Below are 19,859 nucleotides of genomic sequence, written 5' to 3'. Positions count from 1 at the left end.
GCTTTTACCCCTTACGCTTCAGGGCGTAAGGGGTAACCTTCCTGAAAACTCCTCGCTTGCACTCCCCTTTCTGCGGTGCTATTAACAGCAGTTATGTGTCAATTTTTGTAATGAGTAATGCTATGAGCGTGATTACCCCCGTCGCGACGACGATGCGCCGGATCGCTGAGCAGGATAACCCGGCTATCGCCGCCGTTATTCGCACCGTTTCTGCCGAATATGGCCTGACGGCTGACAAGGGCTACACGGTTGCCGACCCGAATCTGGACGCGCTTTTCCAGCTCTACAGCCAGCCTGGTCATGCCTACTGGGTCATCGAGCAGAACGGCCAGGTAGTCGGCGGCGGCGGCGTGGCGCCCCTCAGCTGCAGCGAGCCGGATATCTGCGAACTGCAAAAAATGTATTTCCTGCCAACGGCACGCGGACAAGGACTGGCCAAAAAGCTGGCGCTGATGGCGCTGGACCACGCGCGCAAGCAGGGCTTTACCCGCTGCTACCTGGAAACGACCGCCTTCCTCAAAGAGGCCATCGGCCTGTATGAACATCTGGGCTTTGAGCATATCGATGCGCCGCTGGGCTGTACCGGCCACGTTGATTGCGAAGTCAGGATGCTGAAAAGTCTGTAACTTTCGTTCCTGCCCTCTTCTGTTAAGCGGCTGTAAACTGAATGCTCTACACTCTCAGTTCACACCACAACGGGGGAAACACGATGTCGAAGATAAAAAGCTACGCCGCACTGCAGGCGGGTGCAGAACTTGAGCTGTACGAGTACGATGCGGGCGAACTAAAAGCAGAAGACGTCGAAGTACAGGTTGATTACTGCGGGATCTGCCACTCGGATCTCTCGATGATCGATAACGAATGGGGCTTCTCCAGCTATCCGCTGGTTGCCGGACACGAAGTCATTGGCCGCGTCGTGGCGCTCGGTAGCGCCGCGCAGGACAAAGGGCTGAAAGTGGGCCAGCGCGTAGGCATTGGCTGGACAGCGCGCAGCTGTGGTCACTGCGATGCCTGTATCAGCGGCAATCAGATCAACTGCCTCGAAGGCGCCGTTCCCACCATTCTGAACAAAGGCGGTTTTGCCGATAAACTGCGCGCCGACTGGCAATGGGTTATCCCGCTGCCGGAAAGCATTGATATCGAATCCGCCGGCCCGCTGCTGTGTGGTGGTATCACCGTCTTCAAACCGCTGCTGATGCACCATATCACCGCCACCAGCCGCGTCGGCGTCATCGGTATCGGCGGGCTGGGGCATATTGCCATTAAGCTGCTGCACGCGATGGGCTGTGAAGTCACGGCGTTCAGCTCGAACCCGGCGAAAGAGAAAGAAGTGCTGGCTATGGGGGCGGATAAAGTGGTGAACAGCCGCGATCCGCAAGCGCTGAACGCGCTGGCGGGCCAGTTTGACCTGATCATCAACACCGTTAACGTCGATCTCGACTGGCAGCCGTACTTTGAAGCGTTGGCCTACGGCGGTAACTTCCACACCGTGGGTGCGGTGATGAAGCCGCTGCCGGTTCCGGCGTTTACCCTGATCGGCGGGGATCGCAGCATATCCGGTTCTGCAACCGGTACGCCGTACGAGTTGCGCAAACTGATGAAATTCGCCGGACGCACCAAAGTGGCGCCGACCACCGAACTGTATCCGATGTCGAAAATCAACGAAGCGATCCAGCACGTGCGCGACGGCAAAGCCCGTTACCGCGTGGTGTTGAAAGCAGATTTCTGATGTGACAGTGCCGGGTAATGGCTTCGCCTTACCCGGCCTACTTTCACTGCTGCGCCAATACGTTAAATACTTCCGCTACCGCGACCGCTCCCGGATCCATCACCCCATCCAGGTTCTCTTTATTGACATACGACGAGCGTCCCGCGCCGGCTTTCGCCATTTTCGACGTTGCTTCTGCGCCCTGCTGCGCGGCCTGCGCTGCCGCCTGAATATTGCCTTTCTGTAACGCCTCCAGCGCCGGTTGCAGCGCATCGATCAGCGTGCGATCGCCAAGATCCGCTCCGCCGTACTGCTTCATCTGCGCAAGTCCGCTGAGCAAGGCCTCCGGGAGCGTCTGACCATCGTGAAGCTTTTGCCCGGCCGCGGTAAAGAAGATCGACATCAGCACCCCGCTCGATCCGCCCATCACCGTAGCCAGCCGCTCGCCAACCAGCAGCAGCAGCTTAGACACGTCATTAAGCGGGAGCGCGTTCTCCTCCAGGCGCTGCGCAATATCCCGCGCCCCTTGCGCAAAAGTAGAGCCGGTATCGCCATCTCCCACCTTGGCATCCAGCGCGTTCAGGCGGTTTTCCAGCTGGATCAGCGTTGTCGACACGGAGGAGACAAACGCACGCACCTGCGGATTGTCAGAGGGGGTATACTCCACACGGTCATGAATGGCGCTATGCGTCACGGTACGCAGTGGCGCAAACGCGACGGGCTTCTGCCAGCCCAGCGTCTCGACGTCGGCGTGAATCGCCTTTTCGAAGAAATCGTTGAGCTTCAGCAGCGTCAGAGAAAAGCCTTTCATATCCAGCGCGCTGACCAGCGGCGCAGGGCCAATCAGGTACGCGATACTCTCTTTCAGCGCAGAATGCGCCAGCTCTTTGGTCAGCAGCGCCATCTCCAGCGCCGATACGCCGCCAAGATTGTTAATCAGCACCGCAAAACGCCCCTTACCCGCCTGCGCGCTTAACGGCGTCACCAGAGTGTCGATAATGGCTTTGCTGTTTTGCGTATCTACCACGGAAGCCCCGGGCTCGCCGTGAATGCCCAGGCCCAGCTCGACATGGCCTTGTTTAATGCGCCCCTCTTCATCGTCGCTGCCCGGCAGGTTGCAGGTTTGCATCGCCACGCCCAGGCTCCAGAGGTTATCGCAGGCCTGTTGCGCAATATCCCGCACCTCGCTCAGCGATTTCCCCTGCTCCGCCGCATAGCCCGCAATCTTGTGCACCAGTGCCGTACCGGCAATACCGCGCGGCTGCTTGTTATCCGGCAGCGCGATATCGTCTGCCACAATCACCATCTCCACCTTCAGGCCGTAGCGTTTGGCCTTTTCGGCCGCCAGGCCAAAGTTCAGGCGGTCGCCGGTGTAGTTTTTGACGATCAGCAGACAGCCGCGATCGCCCGTGACCGCGACAATGGCATTCAGCACCGCATCTACGCTCGGCGAGGCAAATAGATCGCCGCACACTGCCGCCGTCAGCATCCCTTTGCCGACAAACCCGGCGTGTGCGGGTTCGTGGCCTGAGCCGCCGCCGGAGATCACCGCCACGCGGCTTTTGTCCCAGTCGCCGCGTGCGACGATCCTGATGGCCGGATCGATATCAAGCTTGACGAGATTGGCATGTGGCGCAGAAAGCAGTATGCCTTCAATGGCATCGTTGACCAGCTGTTTGCGATCGTTAAAGAAGAATCTGGACATAGTTTCCCACTATTTTGTGAACCGTATGCAAAAGCATAGTCCGCGCTGGATAATGCGCCGCAAAGTCAGGAATTTACTCAACCAAATTGCTATCAGGTTGCCTATACTCCACCCAAGACTAAGAGAGGAAGCGCATCATGAGTACACCATTGTTAATTGCCCGGACGCTGGAAAAAGAGCTCTATTTACTGCCCGCGATGGCGAACCGTCACGGTCTGATCACCGGCGCGACCGGGACGGGGAAAACCGTCACCCTGCAAAAGCTGGCGGAGTCGCTTTCGGAGATTGGCGTACCAGTCTTTATGGCTGACGTAAAAGGCGATTTAACCGGTGTGGCTCAGGAAGGGACGGCCTCTGAAAAACTGCTCGAACGGCTGAAGAATATTGGCATCACGGACTGGACGCCGCACGGTAACCCGGTGGTGGTGTGGGACATCTTCGGTGAAAAAGGCCACCCGGTACGCGCCACCGTCTCCGATCTTGGCCCGCTGCTGCTGGCCCGTCTGCTTAACCTCAACGACGTGCAGTCCGGCGTGCTGAATATTATCTTCCGCATTGCCGATGACCAGGGGCTACTGCTGCTTGATTTCAAAGATCTGCGCGCCATTACGCAGTACATCGGCGATAACGCCAAATCCTTCCAGAACCAGTACGGCAACATCAGCAGCGCCTCGGTGGGCGCTATTCAGCGCGGGCTACTGACGCTTGAGCAACAGGGCGCTGAACATTTCTTTGGTGAACCCATGCTGGATATCAAAGACTGGATGCGCACCGACAGCAGTGGCAAAGGCATTATCAACATCCTGAGCTCAGAGAAGCTCTACCAGATGCCGAAACTCTACGCCGCCAGCCTGCTGTGGATGCTCTCCGAACTCTATGAACAATTACCCGAAGCAGGCGATCTGGAAAAACCGAAGCTGGTGTTCTTCTTTGACGAAGCGCATCTGTTGTTTAACGATGCACCTCAGGTATTGCTGGATAAGATCGAACAGGTTATCCGCCTGATCCGCTCCAAAGGCGTCGGCGTCTGGTTTGTCTCGCAAAACCCGTCAGATATCCCGGATAACGTGCTGGGTCAGCTTGGTAACCGCGTACAGCACGCCCTGCGCGCCTTCACGCCGAAAGATCAGAAAGCGGTGAAAGCCGCCGCGCAAACCATGCGCGCCAACCCTGCCTTTGATACCGAAGCGGCGATTCAGGCGTTAGGCACCGGTGAAGCGCTGATCTCGTTCCTCGATGCGAAGGGCAGCCCGTCCGTGGTGGAACGCGCCATGGTCATTGCACCTTGCTCGCGCATGGGGCCGGTGACCGACGATGAGCGCAACGGCCTGATTAACCACTCTCCGGTTTACGGGAAATATGAAGACGAGGTGGATCGCGAGTCCGCGTTCGAGATGCTGCAAAAAGGGGTCCAGGCGACAACGGAATCGCAGGATGCACCTGCCGCTAAAGGGCAATCAGTCGCCGTGGATGACGGCATTCTCGGTGGGCTCAAAGACATTCTATTCGGCAGCACCGGGCCGCGCGGCGGCAAGCGCGATGGCGTGGTGCAGACCATGGCGAAAAGCGCAGCCCGACAGGTCACCAATCAGATCGTGCGCGGCATGCTGGGGAGTTTGTTAAGCGGCCGTCGCAGGTAAACGGGGAACCCACGGGCGGCCCAGCGCCGAACCCTGTACGCCGTTCTCCTGCAGGTAGCGGTCTATTTCCACCATCCCCGTCCAGCGGTTCTCACACCACAGCGGTGCCAGAAGCGTTGGGCGGCGGGCGCTGGCCGAGATGCGGTGGTAGACAATCTCCGGTGGCGTGTGGCGAATCATCTCCCCCGCCGTCACCGTATAGTCCTCAAGCTCGATACCGCTTAACCGCCCGGCCTCCCAGGCTTTCGCCATAATGCTGCCTTTCACGATGTGCAGCGGATGCAGCTTGATGCCGTCCACGCCGGTTTCAACGACCCTTTCCAGCGTTTCAAGGCCATGCTGTTGACCTTCGCCGGGTAACCCAACAATCAGGTGCGAACAGACCTTCAGCCCGCGCTCGCGGGCCAGGCGCGTGGTGCGCTGGTAGCAGGCAAAATCATGCCCACGGTTAATTCGGTGCAGCGTTTTGTCATGTGCCGTTTGCAAGCCCAGCTCCAGCCAGATCTCGTAGCCTTGTTCTTTGTACTCGCTGAGCAGGTCCAGCACCGCGTCCGGTACGCAGTCCGGGCGCGTTCCCACGCACAGCCCAACGATACTGGCCTGGCTGACGGCCTGCTGATACATCGAACGCAGTACCTGCACCTCCGCCCACGTGCTGGTATAAGCCTGAAAATAGGCCAGATACTGCTTCGCGCGGTTCACCAGGCTGGCCTGGTGGGCAAGCTGCTCAGCGATAGAATGGTGCTGCTGCGCTTCATCGGCAAACGACGCGACGTTACAGAAGGTGCAGCCGCCGCGCCCGATGGTGCCGTCGCGATTCGGGCAGCTAAACCCGCCGTGCAGCGTCAGCTTATGAACCTTTTGCCCGTACCGCTGCAAAAGATCCCCACCAAACATATTGACTAATTTCTGTAACTGCATAATCTGATAGACCGTCCCGGAGAAAGGGGACAAGCCTGCCATTTTTAGCCTCTGTCGGCGATGACCTGGATCAATCGCCCTGGACGGCCTTTATCTATATGAATAAATACTCAGGATTACTGCAATTTCATTCACGCCGTACGTGATTACTTTTCCTTATGTTCTGATTGTTTTTTTCATTTATAGCGCCAGCACTGAAAAACAGTGTGTTTATGCGGGTTTGCAGACAATGCCAGATTATTATTCTGCTATAAAACCGCTATTCAGCACGCTACATTGATAATACCGCTTTCATATAGTGAGTCAGATCACACTCCGCTGCGCTCTTTCAGGGCATTCAATCAATGTAAAACTAGTTAAATAACCTTTAAATACAATTAGATAATCCCTCTTTAGCACATTTTTGTATAAATAAGATTGCCATTTGACCTGTGTACCAATTCCCGATAAGTTGGAAATCCGCTGGAAGCTTTCTGGATGAGCGGCCTGCTCATCATATTTATGCAGTAATTGAGATTCCCTCTGAAGCAAGTCCTCAAACTTGTTTACCTGCGCGAAAGGATGAAAAAGAGGGCGAATGCGAGGTCCGCGTATGAAACGCAAACCCCGTCGCCATGCTCTTTCTGTGCCTGTGCGCCACGGTAAAGTTCAGTGGGAAGCCCGACGAGCCTGGGGAGGTTCACTGATATGTTGTACGATAAATCCCTTGAGAAGGATAACTGTGGTTTCGGCCTGATCGCCCACATAGAAGGCGAACCTAGCCACAAGGTAGTGCGTACTGCTATTCACGCACTGGCCCGTATGCAGCACCGTGGCGCCATCCTTGCCGATGGTAAAACCGGCGACGGTTGCGGCCTGCTGCTGCAAAAACCGGATCGTTTCTTCCGCATCGTGGCGGAAGAGCGCGGCTGGCGTTTAGCCAAAAACTACGCTGTCGGCATGCTGTTCCTGAATCAGGATCTTGAAAAGGCTGCCGCCTCACGCCGCATCGTCGAAGAAGAACTTCAGCGTGAAACCCTGTCGATTGTCGGCTGGCGCGATGTGCCAACCAACGAAGGGGTGCTCGGTGAAATCGCCCTCTCCTCGCTGCCTCGTATTGAACAGATTTTCGTCAACGCGCCTGCGGGCTGGCGTCCGCGTGATATGGAACGCCGTCTGTTTATTGCCCGCCGCCGCATTGAAAAACGTCTCCAGGACGATAAAGAGTTCTACGTCTGTAGCCTCTCTAACCTGGTGAACATCTATAAAGGTCTGTGTATGCCGGCTGACCTGCCGCGCTTCTACCTGGACCTGGCGGACCTGCGTCTGGAATCGGCCATTTGCCTGTTCCACCAGCGCTTCTCCACCAACACCGTACCACGCTGGCCGCTGGCTCAGCCGTTCCGCTATCTGGCGCACAACGGCGAGATCAACACCATCACCGGTAACCGCCAGTGGGCCCGCGCCCGTACCTATAAATTCCAGACGCCGCTGATCCCCGATCTGCACGATGCCGCGCCGTTCGTGAACGAAACCGGCTCGGACTCCAGCTCGATGGATAACATGCTGGAACTGCTGCTGGCGGGCGGGATGGATATCGTGCGTGCTATGCGTCTGCTCGTGCCGCCAGCCTGGCAGAACAACCCGGATATGGATCCTGAGCTGCGCGCGTTCTTCGACTTTAACTCCATGCACATGGAGCCGTGGGATGGTCCGGCGGGCATCGTCATGTCCGACGGTCGTTTTGCCGCCTGTAACCTGGACCGTAACGGTCTGCGTCCGGCGCGCTACGTCATCACCAAAGACAAGCTCATCACCTGTGCCTCTGAAGTCGGCATCTGGGATTACCAGCCAGACGAAGTGGTTGAGAAAGGCCGCGTCGGTCCGGGCGAGCTGATGGTGATCGACACCCGCGGTGGGCGCATCCTGCACTCTGCCGAAACCGACAACGATCTGAAGAGCCGCCACCCGTACAAAGAGTGGATGGAGAAAAACGTGCGTCGTCTGGTGCCGTTTGAAGATCTGTCGGACGAAGAAGTGGGCAGCCGCGAGCTGGACGATGACACCCTCGCCAGCTACCAGAAGCAATTTAACTACAGCGCGGAAGAGCTGGACTCCGTCATCCGCGTGCTCGGTGAAAACGGCCAGGAAGCGGTCGGCTCGATGGGTGACGATACCCCGTTTGCCGTGCTCTCCAGCCAGCCGCGCATCATCTATGACTACTTCCGTCAGCAGTTCGCGCAGGTGACTAACCCGCCAATCGATCCGCTGCGTGAAGCACACGTGATGTCGCTGGCCACCAGCATCGGTCGCGAGATGAACGTCTTCTGCGAGGCCGAAGGCCAGGCGCACCGTCTGACCTTTAAATCGCCGATCCTGCTGTACTCCGATTTCAAACAGCTCACCACCATGAAAGAGGAGCATTACCGCGCCGACACGCTCGATATTACCTTCGACGTGAACGAGGCGAGCCTCGAAGAGACGGTGAATGCGCTGTGTGACAAAGCCGAACAGATGGTGCGTAACGGTACCGTGCTGCTGGTATTGTCCGACCGCAACATCGCGAAAAACCGTCTGCCGGTACCGGCCCCGATGGCGGTGGGCGCTATCCAGACGCGTCTGGTCGATAAGAGCCTGCGCTGCGACGCCAACATCATTGTTGAAACCGCAAGCGCGCGCGATCCGCACCACTTTGCCGTGCTGCTGGGCTTTGGCGCGACGGCGATCTATCCGTACCTGGCCTACGAAACGCTGGCCCGTCTGGTGGATACACGCGCGATCGACAAAGATTACCGCGCGGTGATGCTGAACTACCGTAACGGCATCAACAAAGGTCTGTACAAGATCATGTCCAAAATGGGCATCTCGACCATTGCCTCCTACCGCTGCTCGAAGCTGTTTGAAGCGGTCGGCCTGCATGACGAAGTCGCCAACCTCTGCTTCCAGGGCGTGGTCAGCCGCATCGGCGGCGCCGGTTTTGCTGACTTCCAGCAGGATCTGGTGAACCTGTCCAAACGCGCCTGGCTGGCACGTAAGCCGCTGGATCAGGGCGGTCTGCTGAAATACGTTCACGGCGGCGAATACCACGCCTACAACCCGGACGTGGTGCGCACGCTGCAGCAGGCGGTTCAGAGCGGCGAATACCGTGATTATCAGCAGTATGCTGAGCTGGTGAACAACCGTCCGGCGGCAACGCTGCGCGACCTCATTGCCCTGAATCCGGGTGATGAAGCGGTCAGCATTGACGACGTTGAGCCGGCATCCGAACTGTTTAAACGCTTCGATACCGCGGCGATGTCCATCGGTGCCCTGAGCCCGGAAGCCCACGAAGCGCTGGCGGAAGCCATGAACAGCATCGGCGGTAACTCTAACTCCGGCGAAGGCGGTGAAGATCCGGCCCGTTACGGCACCAACAAGGTGTCTCGTATCAAGCAGGTGGCATCCGGCCGCTTTGGCGTGACGCCAGCGTACCTGGTCAACGCCGACGTGATTCAGATTAAGGTCGCTCAGGGTGCGAAACCGGGCGAAGGCGGTCAGTTACCGGGTGATAAAGTCACGCCGTACATCGCCAAACTGCGCTACTCGGTACCGGGCGTGACGCTGATCTCCCCGCCGCCGCACCACGATATCTACTCTATCGAGGACCTGGCGCAGCTGATTTTCGACCTGAAGCAGGTCAACCCGAAGGCGATGATCTCCGTGAAGCTGGTTTCCGAACCGGGCGTCGGCACCATCGCGACCGGCGTGGCGAAGGCCTATGCGGACCTTATCACCATCGCGGGTTATGACGGTGGTACCGGTGCAAGCCCGCTCTCCTCCGTGAAATATGCAGGCTGTCCGTGGGAGCTTGGCCTGGTGGAAACCCAGCAGGCGCTGGTGGCTAACGGTCTGCGTCATAAGATCCGCCTGCAGGTGGATGGCGGTCTGAAAACTGGCCTCGACATTATCAAGGCGGCGATCCTCGGTGCGGAAAGCTTCGGTTTCGGTACCGGTCCAATGGTCGCGCTGGGCTGTAAATACCTGCGTATTTGCCACCTGAACAACTGCGCAACCGGCGTTGCAACCCAGGACGAGAAGCTGCGTAAGAACCACTATCACGGCCTGCCGTTCAAAGTGACCAACTACTTTGAGTTCATCGCCCGCGAAACCCGCGAGCTGATGGCGCAGCTGGGCGTGAAGCGTCTGGTAGACCTGATTGGCCGCACCGACCTGCTGAAAGAGCTGGAAGGCTTCACCGCCAAGCAGCAGAAGCTGGAGTTGAGCAAGCTGCTGGAAACCGCGCAGCCGCATCCTGGCAAAGCGGTCTACTGCACCGAGAACAACCCGCCGTTCGATAACGGCGTGCTGAACGCGCAGCTGTTGCAGCAGGCGAAGCCGTATGTGGACGACAAGCAGAGCAAAACGTTCTGGTTTGATATCCGCAACACCGACCGTTCCGTGGGTGCCTCCCTCTCCGGTTACATCGCGCAAACGCACGGTGACCAGGGGCTGGCGGCCGATCCGATTACCGCGCACTTCAGCGGTACCGCGGGTCAGAGCTTCGGCGTGTGGAACGCAGGCGGTGTTGAGCTGTACCTGACCGGCGATGCCAACGACTACGTCGGCAAAGGCATGGCGGGTGGTCTGCTGGCGGTGCGTCCTCCTGTCGGCTCAGCCTTCCGCAGCCATGAAGCCAGCATTATCGGTAACACCTGCCTGTACGGCGCGACCGGCGGTCGTCTGTTCGCAGCAGGTCGTGCGGGCGAGCGTTTTGCGGTGCGTAACTCCGGTGCCATCACCGTGGTGGAAGGCATTGGCGATAACGGTTGTGAATACATGACGGGCGGGATTGTTTGCGTTCTGGGTAAAACCGGCGTGAACTTCGGCGCAGGCATGACGGGTGGTTTTGCCTACGTCCTGGATGAAGACGGTGAGTTCCGCAAACGCGTGAACCCGGAGCTGGTGGAAGTGCTGGACGTTGACACGCTGGCTATCCACGAAGAACATCTGCGCGGTTTGATTACCGAACACGTGCAGCATACCGGTTCTTCGCGCGGCGAAGAGATCCTGGCGAACTGGCCGGCGTTCTCTGCGAAATTCGCGCTGGTTAAGCCGAAGTCCAGCGATGTTAAAGCCCTGTTGGGTCACCGTAGTCGTAGCGCAGCAGAGCTGCGCGTGCAGGCGCAGTAAGGAATTCAGATGAGCCAGAACGTATACCAGTTTATCGACCTGCAGCGTGTTGATCCGCCAAAGAAACCGCTGAAGATCCGTAAAATTGAATTTGTTGAAATCTACGAGCCGTTTTCAGAAGGCCAGGCCAAAGCACAGGCAGACCGCTGCCTGTCCTGCGGTAACCCTTACTGCGAATGGAAATGTCCGGTACACAACTACATCCCGAACTGGCTGAAGCTGGCCAACGAAGGACGTATTTTCGAAGCCGCCGAGCTCTCTCACCAGACCAACACCCTACCGGAAGTGTGCGGCCGCGTGTGTCCTCAGGACCGTCTGTGCGAAGGTTCCTGTACGCTGAACGACGAGTTCGGCGCGGTGACCATCGGCAACATCGAGCGCTACATCAATGATAAAGCGTTTGAGATGGGCTGGCGTCCGGACATGACCGGCGTGAAGCAAACCGACAAGCGCGTGGCGATTATCGGTGCGGGCCCGGCGGGCCTGGCCTGTGCGGACGTGCTGACCCGCAACGGCGTGAAGGTGGTGGTCTTTGACCGTCATCCGGAGATCGGCGGCCTGCTGACCTTCGGTATCCCGGCCTTCAAGCTGGAAAAAGAGGTCATGACCCGTCGCCGCGAAATCTTCACCGGCATGGGCATTGAGTTCAAACTGAACGTGGAAGTGGGCCGCGACGTGCAGCTCGACGACCTGCTGAAGGATTACGACGCCGTGTTCCTGGGCGTGGGCACCTATCAGTCCATGCGCGGCGGTCTGGAGAACGAAGACGCGCCGGGCGTGTACGACGCGCTGCCGTTCCTGATTGCCAACACCAAGCAGATCATGGGCTACGGCGAAACCGCCGATGAGCCTTTCGTCAGCATGGAAGGCAAACGCGTGGTTGTGCTGGGCGGCGGTGATACCGCGATGGACTGCGTGCGTACCTCCATTCGTCAGAATGCGGCACACGTGATCTGCGCCTACCGTCGTGACGAAGAGAACATGCCGGGCTCTAAGCGCGAAGTGAAAAACGCGCGTGAAGAGGGCGTGGAGTTCCAGTTCAACATCCAGCCTCTGGGTATTGAAGTGAATGCCAACGGTAAAGTGAGCGGCGTGAAGATGGCGCGTACCGAGATGGGCGCACCGGATGCGAAAGGCCGTCGTCGCGCCGAGATCGTGGCCGGTTCTGAACACGTGATCCCGGCCGACGCCGTGGTGATGGCGTTCGGTTTCCGTCCTCACAGCATGGAATGGCTGGCGAAGCATAGCGTTGAGCTGGATTCACAAGGCCGTATTATTGCGCCAGAAGGTAGCGATAACGCGTTCCAGACCAGCAACCCGAAAATCTTCGCCGGTGGCGATATCGTTCGCGGTTCCGACCTGGTGGTGACGGCGATTGCCGAAGGCCGCAAGGCGGCTGACGGTATACTGAATTACCTGGAAGTGTAAGAAAAAAAGGGAATAAACCTTCCAGTTTATTCCCTTTGCTAAATAAAGCGTAATTAAAATATAAATTACAGATATTTCAGCGTAAAAGTTGCCTGCCCATCAATGCTAGTATCATCGGTAATTGCCAGCGTCGTGGTGTCCTGAATCGCAAGCGAAATAGCCATTGGTACAACGGCCTGAGTAAAGGCCAATGGTGCCGTTTCTCCGGTGGTTGCAACAGTCACAATTTCACTGGCGTTATTCTGCATCAGCGAACCCACGTTAGACCAGGACGTTCCATTATCAGAGCTATAGGTCGCCCCGACTGCGTTACCATCCGCCGTTATGCTGTCGGTTTTAACAAACATGCTGTAGTTACCAATCTTCACGTTGCCTGCCGTGGTATTCACGCCAAACAGGTTTACCGGCTGGAGGACGTCAACACCGGCTACGGTACCGTTTTTAACGACCACATTCGCCGCCGTGCCGCTACGGTCATCATTCACGCTAAAGCCCACTTTGACAGGCGCCTGGCAGTTAATCGTCAGGGAGAAGTCTTTTTGTCCCAGTTGGTTAACTGCGGTGGCGCTCAGCGAGCCCAGATTGACGGTGCCGTAGTCAATGGTGCCACCGCCGCTCAGCGTTGGGGTACAGGACGCATTAGTTAACGTACCTTTTAACTTCAAAACGGCGCTCGGGTCAGCTGCAAATGCAGAAGAGACACAAAGAGACAGAACAGTTGCAAGCCATACTTTTTTCATTCGTTAATCCTTAACGTTTAATCTATTTATAACAAACCAATTACGGCATTCATGCCGTTAAATGAATATATATCTTTCCTCCCAACGCATTCACTTATCAGAAAGGATAAAAATATTCATTTCATCGACCATAAAAATAATGAAGCTTATTTTCTCTTCATGATTTTTATTTATTACCCGAACCGCTACTTCGTCAGCAGGGTCCAGGTTAAATCACTTTCCAGTGCGGTTTGATCGGTGATGCGGCTAAACGCATTGTCATCCAGCACGGGTGATAGCGTCACCCGGAAATTCATCTGCTGGCCTGAAGGCACCTGATTATTATCAACCGCAATAACCGCTTCATTATTACGCACATAAAACGGCGAAGGGGTGCCGCTTTGCGGAGTAAAATTGAGCTGGTCGACCGTTTTACCGACGGTAAAATTTTTACCATCGACGGTCATCTCATCGATTTTCACCGCCATCCCGCCAGACTGGCCGAATGTGAAGCGCCCTTTATCGCCTGCCGTCCCCTGCAGCAACACCGCCATTTGCTGCGGCTGCGGACAGTAAACGTTAACGTTGAGGGTACGGTCCGCCATTTTGTGCCAGTTCTGCTGGGTTTTATCGATATTATCTCGGCGCATTTCGTGGTAATCCACCACTGGCTGCGAGAGCGTTATTTGGCAATCTTCCGCATGTGCAGTCGCCGCGAAGAAAAGTATCCCCAGCGCGGTTAATCCAACTGTTTGTTGATAATTCATCGGCATACTCCGTTTACTTCTTCATAGAAGGCATCTTCATCGCGTTTCTCTGGAAGAGCGAAATCGAGTTTGCACAGACGATTGTTGTTGGCATCCATGGCGTAGAGCGCCGATAGCTGATCCGCATCGTTGATAAAGACATGACCATCATCAACGACCGTAACAATGTAGTTGCCCTTCTCATCCACGATCGTCAGCCCTTTTTTCAGCGGCTGACCATCGGCTTGCTTCATACGCAGCATCACGCGACGGCTGTTTAGCACCCTGAAGTCAAGCTCGCTGACTGAAGCGTGACCTGCGGCGATATATCGGGTGCCGTTTGCCAGCGTCATATTCTGCGGCAGCTTGTTGGCATCCACTTCAATACGCGAATTGCGCCACTCGTTAAGCGAAGGTACGACCGCCTGCCCCCAGGCATCGGTCCAGACCGTACCCTGTGGCGTGGCGATTTCTACCCCGCTTTTCTTCTCGCTCAGTCTGGCAATGGCAAAGGTTTCGCGAATCGCATACGGCGAGAACGTCACGCCATTTTTGTGCATAGCGATGCCGCCCGCCAGGGTGGCGTTATAGTTACGCTGATTATCACCGCTGGTGCCGCCACCCACGCTCAGCTGGGTATAGTGCAGGTTGGTGTTAATGTTACCGTTGAAGCTATTATCACTGGAGGACTGGTCACGATCCGCGGCGATATAGTAGTGCGTGTTGTCGCCCAGCGAGCCGCTGTTGGCGACACCGTAAGTGGTATTGTCGCCCTGCTTGCGCATGTAGGTGCTCACAGATTGCCCTGGACTCAATGGAATGCTGACGTTGATGTACAGCATTTCATCATCCTGGTCGTCATCGACGTTGCCCACAGCGCTTTGCCAGTTGGCAGTCACACTGGCATATTTGAACGTCTTACCCCACGACAGAAGCAGATAGCGGGAATCTTCATAGTCCCCGCTGCTCTGGTTGTAGTTGAAGCCTGCTGAGAAAACGCCTGCCAGATCGGATGAAAAATGTACGCTGCCGGAATAGGCGTTATCGTATCCCTGGTAATCGTCGTCCATTGCTTCTGCCATCTCACGATAGCCGCCGCTGTAGTGCGTCGCGCTGGTGGAAAGCGAGACATGGGAGGAAAGCGTAAGGTCGCTTCCCAGCTCGGTTTTAAGGCCACTGTTGCTGTCACCAAACGATTCCTGGCTTGCCGCAACCGTCGTGGAAACAGACCAGAGGTCGTTGATCAGAAAATCGGTGCGACCGCCAGCCGCCTGGTAATCCTGAGCCGCAGTACCGGAGGCCAGAAGGTTCATCCACGGGAAAATGCGCCAGCCGTCGGACACGTTCATCACCAGCGGATCGCTGTAGTCGCTGTCGATGCTGCGCACCTGACCCGCTGACACGGTAAGCCCCTGCGGGCGTGAAAGGTTGCGCTGCTTCACGGCAGCTGCAGGAACAATAAAGTGATTCGTTGAGCCGTCAGACTCCACGACGGAAACGTCCAAATCGACGTTGTTACGCGCAATCGGGACGTCATCCAGCGTAAATGGCCCCGCGGGCACGAGCGTACTGAAAATCAGCTGATTATTCTGGCGAATCTCCACGCGAGCCTGGGAAGAACGGGCAATGCCGGACACGCTGACGCCGCTACCGTCTCTTGTCAGCCCGTTGGTCGGCATAAGCTGGATGCCGGTAATGGGTATGCCGCTCAACACATTAGACAGGGCGTTAATTTCACCGACCTGCATGGTTAACTTCTGCGGGACAAAAACATGCTCCGCGTAGGTGTAAATGCTGTCGGCATTTTTCTTGCCATTGTCATCCGTCAGGATGTAATTACTGCGAAGCGACCAGTCAAAAGCGTTGAAACCCGCTTCCAGATTGGCCTGCGAATAGCGGGAATTGTCGCTACCGCCATATTCGTTACGGGTACTAAACAGCGAATAGTTGAGCATCCCGGCGGCACCGCCGTGCTGGAAGTTTCGGATATCCGACGACAGGCTGTTTACCGCTTCAGGCGGCAGGTATAACTCAACGGCTTCCTGGTTTGGCAACGCGTTGATCACCGCTTTCGGGTAATCGTCACGGATGTCATGGCACGCCTCGCCTGCCTTCAGCGGAACCGGCATAAGACCGGCGAAATCAAGCAGATCGTTATCAAAACACAGCACGCCGTCCTTATCGAAACGGACGGCGGCCATGCCGCGATCTTCACCATTCACTTTGACGTTCACGGAATGGGTTCCGGGCAGAAAACGCGGTGCTTCAGCGAAGTAATGGTTCAAATCGCTCGTTAACCCCAGCGTTTTCATTACTCCCGTATCAAACGTCACTTCCCTTGCGAGTACGGAAGCGGAGTCAAACATCATCAGAGGCAAGGTGCCGCAGAGAACTGCGCGGACACAAAGTGCAATACGGCTTTTTTTATTCACCGTTTTATCCCTATTTTATTTATTTAATTCAGAGGTAAAGCTCGGCACTTCAACGCCATAGCGGCTGGCCGGGAAAAATTTAACGTGGCTGTCACCACTGGTTGTTTTATTCAACGCAGCCGTCATCGTCTCACCTGGCAGAAGGTAAGTTTTGGAAAGCGTGGCGTTTGCGCCTGAAGGCTGTAATACGACTTTTTGCGCCAGACGGACAACGTACTTACTTGGGTTGGTGACTTTTACAGACGACCCGACGGTTGACCATTTGAGGTATTTCCATGCGTCCGTCACAACCCCCAGCGTAGCCGGGCGTATTAGCACTGGAATATCCTGGCGGATGTTAATACCAATTTTAATTTTTTTATCGTCATTTTTTGGCGGAATGCCGTCAAACGTTACGCGTTTGAAATGCTCAACGTCCAGCGGTTGCTTGCTTTGCAAAATAAAACGAAGTTGCTGCGTTTGACCGGGTTCAAGGCGAACTACAGGCTGCGTGACGATCAGCTTAAGCCCCTGATCATCCGGCAGGTCAACCACGTTCGTATATAAAAGGGATGGGTGTGAATCCGTATTTTTTACGTTGATGGTACCGCTGTGCGTGGCTTCATCAATAATCAGCAGGCTGGTTTCCGGCACCATACCTTCTGCATGTACTGCAAAATGGGTAGAAAATAAAGCGAGGGTGAAAAGTGTTTTAAATATATTCGATTTTACGCATTGCATAATATTATCTCCTTGATAGCCCAACAGAACATTCCATGTTTATCGCGCTGTTAAAAAGAGAGTAAATGCAGAACATTCACTCTCTGGATTATTTTAAAATTACTTTTACTCAATAAAGTCTTACAGATAACGCAGGCTGATGGTCAACTGACCGTCAAGCTGAGTATCATCGGTAATCGCCAGAGTTGCGGTGTTCTGAACAGCCAGTGAGGTCACCAGTGGGAAGGTCGCGGTCTGGAAAGCCAGCGGGTCCAGAGTACCCGTAGACGCGACGGTGAAGTCACGAATATGGCTGCCCTGAGTAGAACCATTGGTGGTTTTGGTCCAGTTACCCGTTGCGTTCTGCTGATAGATTGGATCTGCCGCAGCACCATCAGCCGTTACGCTGTCTGCTTTAACAAACATAGCGTAAGTACCGATGTTAACGCCACCTTCGGTTTTGCCCACACCGTAAGTTTGGCCAGTGCCGCTACCTTGAGAGCCACCACCAAACTGACCGTTTGTTACAGTCAGGTTCGCGTTAGAATCCACGCGGTCGTCTACCATATTCCAGGACACTTTTGTTGCCGCAGTGCAGTTAATGGTCAGGTCGATATTTTTCTGGCCCAACTGGTTGGTTGCAGTCGCACTCAGATCGCCCAGCTTGATTGTACCGTAGTCAACAGTACCACCGTTGCTCAGAACGGGTGTACATGCTGCATTGGTCAGCGTACCTTTAACCTTCAGTACCGCTGAAGGGTCTGCAGCAAATGCTGATGTCACACACAGAGAAAGCGCAGTCGCGAGTAAAACTTTTTTCACTTGTTAATCCTTAACATATGAGTAATTGCAATATTTAATCTAGTAATGATAAATACCTTTACCAGTTACTGATTGTCGTCATGCTTGTCAGCATGTGCACATAGTATTGTTTTTATAAATACATGCAATTTAGCAAAATTAACGATTCTATTAAGGATAACGAAAAACTGATCTTTTCCTTAATTTATTAAGGAATTACCCATTTAAAAAAGAGATTAACATCAAAAAAAGAATACTACTCTGAATTTAACTTTACTTTTCTCAGCGCTTTGATATTACTTTACACCTCATTGATTCACACCATTTATAAATCTAGTTAATTATTAACCAGACAATAAAGAAATAAGAGATATAAACAATGCTTATTTAAAAATGTTGCAGCGGTTGATGGATATAAAGAAAAAAGCCAGTGAATCACTGGCTTTTATAAACGGACAACAAAGGGATTTATTTGACGACGCGTAGCGCCGGGCGACCACCGCGCGGAGGCGGATCGTCATCAGGGTCATTGTCGTCGTGATGATCGGGTTTGTCGCCATCGATAAGTGACATCACCGTGTCGCTTTCGCGCTCATCAGATGCATTGTCATCATTCAGGCTGGCAACCTCTTCATCATACGCCGCTTCCGGCTCAAACATAGTACCCGCCCCGTTTTCACGGGCGTAGATAGCCAGCACAGCGGCCAGCGGCACGGAAACCTGACGCGGTACGCCGCCGAAACGCGCGTTGAAGCGCACTTCATCGTTCGCCAGTTCCAGGTTACCCACCGCGCGCGGGGCGATGTTCAGTACGATCTGTCCGTCACGTGCGTATTCCATTGGAACAAGCACGCCCGGCAACGTCACATCCACAACCAGGTGCGGCGTGAGCTGGTTATCCAGCAGCCATTCATAGAAGGCGCGCAGCAGATACGGACGGCGTGGGGTAAGTTGTGACATTTCCACAGTCATTAGCCTCGGCCGAGACGCATTTCACGTTCCGGTTCAGTTAAAGATGCCAGGAAAGAGTCGCGTTCGAATACGCGAGTCATGTAGCCTTTCAGCTCTTTCGCGCCAGGACCGCTGAACTCTACGCCCAGGGTTGGCAGACGCCACAGCAGCGGTGCCAGGTAGCAGTCTACCAGGCTGAACTCATCGCTCAGGAAGAACGGCTTCTGACCAAACACCGGGGCGATTGCCAGCAGCTCTTCACGCAGTTGCTTACGCGCAGCGTCGGCTTCGGCAGCGGATCCGCTGGTAATCACGTTCATCAGCGAATACCAGTCTTTCTCGATACGCTGCATGTACAGGCGGCTTTCACCACGCGCAACAGGGTAAACAGGCATCAGCGGCGGATGTGGGAAACGCTCATCCAGATATTCCATAATGATACGGGATTCCCACAGGGTCAGCTCGCGATCCACCAGCGTCGGTACGCTTTGGCTCGGGTTGAGATCGATCAGATCCTGAGGCGGGTTATCCTTTTCCACATGCTCGATCTCAAAACTGACACCCTTCTCGGCCAGCACGATACGAACCTGATGGCTATAAATGTCAGTAGGACCAGAAAACAGCGTCATTACCGAACGTTTGTTGGCAGCGACAGCCATGAAAACCTCCAGGTATATTCAGAATTTTTACTGCTACCAGCCCAACAGGGGCCAGCCAGATGTTGTATCGCCCATCCCAGAGAAGACACATTGTTCAAGAATCGAACAAAAATCGAGTATTCACCGATATTTGGGCAGAAAATTGGATGATAGTTTACCAGATTTTGATGGCTTTGTGGTGAGGGGATTCTGGAAATGTGGAAAAAGAGAAGATATATGCATGGATATTGTGGATAACCTGCGCATTATCCATAAAAAAACCCGCCGAAGCGGGTTTTTCGCCAATCGTTCTGCGTAAGCAG

Annotated in this window: 14 protein-coding genes; 5 read left to right on the top strand and 9 right to left on the bottom strand. The window is 55.1% G+C overall.

The genetic code is table 11. From position 1 onward, the window contains the following. Nucleotides 1-122 precede the first annotated feature (122 nt). Both BFG58_RS12660 and BFG58_RS12655 read left to right on the top strand, forming a co-directional pair. Entirely contained in the window at nucleotides 123-626 is a 504-nt protein-coding gene (locus tag BFG58_RS12660; RefSeq protein ID WP_008502817.1) for a GNAT family N-acetyltransferase, read from the top strand. Between the two features lie 83 nt (nucleotides 627-709). Then, on the top strand, nucleotides 710-1,729 hold the full coding sequence (locus BFG58_RS12655) for an NAD(P)-dependent alcohol dehydrogenase (protein ID WP_045910117.1): 1,020 nt from the start codon (nucleotides 710-712) through the stop codon (nucleotides 1,727-1,729). 43 nt (nucleotides 1,730-1,772) lie between these two features. On the opposite strand, the gene BFG58_RS12650 is transcribed toward BFG58_RS12655, so the two are convergent. Further along, nucleotides 1,773-3,413 carry a dihydroxyacetone kinase subunit DhaK gene (locus BFG58_RS12650; RefSeq protein ID WP_069719903.1) on the bottom strand — a complete coding sequence of 547 codons (1,641 nt, stop codon included), beginning with the start codon at nucleotides 3,411-3,413 and terminating at the stop codon, nucleotides 1,773-1,775. Between the two features lie 137 nt (nucleotides 3,414-3,550). Between BFG58_RS12650 and BFG58_RS12645 the strand changes: the two genes are divergently transcribed. Further along, nucleotides 3,551-5,053, top strand: coding sequence for a helicase HerA-like C-terminal domain-containing protein (locus tag BFG58_RS12645; RefSeq protein WP_069719902.1), 1,503 nt, complete (start codon nucleotides 3,551-3,553; stop codon nucleotides 5,051-5,053). On the opposite strand, the gene BFG58_RS12640 is transcribed toward BFG58_RS12645, so the two are convergent. Beyond that, entirely contained in the window at nucleotides 5,033-5,974 is a 942-nt protein-coding gene (locus BFG58_RS12640) for a TIGR01212 family radical SAM protein (protein ID WP_139125313.1), read from the bottom strand. The genes BFG58_RS12645 and BFG58_RS12640 overlap by 21 nt on opposite strands. Before the next feature lie 687 nt (nucleotides 5,975-6,661). Here BFG58_RS12640 and gltB point away from each other — a divergent pair. Beyond that, on the top strand, nucleotides 6,662-11,122 hold the full coding sequence (gene gltB, locus BFG58_RS12635; protein ID WP_069719901.1) for a glutamate synthase large subunit: 4,461 nt from the start codon (nucleotides 6,662-6,664) through the stop codon (nucleotides 11,120-11,122). Between the two features lie 9 nt (nucleotides 11,123-11,131). Next, the gene (gene gltD, locus BFG58_RS12630; protein WP_069719900.1) at nucleotides 11,132-12,550 is read left to right on the top strand and encodes a glutamate synthase subunit GltD; all 1,419 of its coding nucleotides are present in this window, start codon (nucleotides 11,132-11,134) and stop codon (nucleotides 12,548-12,550) included. A 65-nt stretch (nucleotides 12,551-12,615) separates the two neighbouring features. On the opposite strand, the gene BFG58_RS12625 is transcribed toward gltD, so the two are convergent. The 7 genes from BFG58_RS12625 to sspA all read right to left on the bottom strand — a co-directional run bounded on the left by BFG58_RS12625 (nucleotide 12,616) and on the right by sspA (nucleotide 19,557). Next, on the bottom strand, nucleotides 12,616-13,290 hold the full coding sequence (locus BFG58_RS12625; RefSeq protein WP_069719899.1) for a DUF1120 domain-containing protein: 675 nt from the start codon (nucleotides 13,288-13,290) through the stop codon (nucleotides 12,616-12,618). 185 nt (nucleotides 13,291-13,475) lie between these two features. Then, nucleotides 13,476-14,036, bottom strand: coding sequence for a hypothetical protein (locus BFG58_RS12620; protein WP_069719898.1), 561 nt, complete (start codon nucleotides 14,034-14,036; stop codon nucleotides 13,476-13,478). Next, nucleotides 14,033-16,447: a fimbrial biogenesis outer membrane usher protein gene (locus BFG58_RS12615; protein ID WP_069719897.1), complete on the bottom strand. Its 2,415-nt coding sequence runs from the start codon at nucleotides 16,445-16,447 to the stop codon at nucleotides 14,033-14,035. Before BFG58_RS12615 ends, BFG58_RS12620 begins: the two co-directional genes overlap by 4 nt. Before the next feature lie 15 nt (nucleotides 16,448-16,462). Next, nucleotides 16,463-17,167 carry a fimbria/pilus chaperone family protein gene (locus BFG58_RS12610; protein WP_045910125.1) on the bottom strand — a complete coding sequence of 235 codons (705 nt, stop codon included), beginning with the start codon at nucleotides 17,165-17,167 and terminating at the stop codon, nucleotides 16,463-16,465. Between the two features lie 120 nt (nucleotides 17,168-17,287). Further along, entirely contained in the window at nucleotides 17,288-17,968 is a 681-nt protein-coding gene (locus BFG58_RS12605) for a DUF1120 domain-containing protein (protein ID WP_069719896.1), read from the bottom strand. 447 nt (nucleotides 17,969-18,415) lie between these two features. Continuing rightward, complete coding sequence (gene sspB / locus BFG58_RS12600) at nucleotides 18,416-18,913, bottom strand: ClpXP protease specificity-enhancing factor (protein WP_045355426.1); 498 nt, start codon at nucleotides 18,911-18,913, stop codon at nucleotides 18,416-18,418. Between the two features lie 5 nt (nucleotides 18,914-18,918). After that, nucleotides 18,919-19,557: a stringent starvation protein SspA gene (gene sspA / locus BFG58_RS12595; protein ID WP_025756674.1), complete on the bottom strand. Its 639-nt coding sequence runs from the start codon at nucleotides 19,555-19,557 to the stop codon at nucleotides 18,919-18,921. Nucleotides 19,558-19,859: the final 302 nt, after the last annotated feature.

The organism is Enterobacter sp. ku-bf2, assembly GCF_001742765.1.
Classification (GTDB): domain Bacteria; phylum Pseudomonadota; class Gammaproteobacteria; order Enterobacterales; family Enterobacteriaceae; genus Enterobacter; species Enterobacter quasiroggenkampii.
Note: the sequence above shows the minus strand (reverse complement) of the source record. Positions and strands in the feature narration are given on the sequence as shown.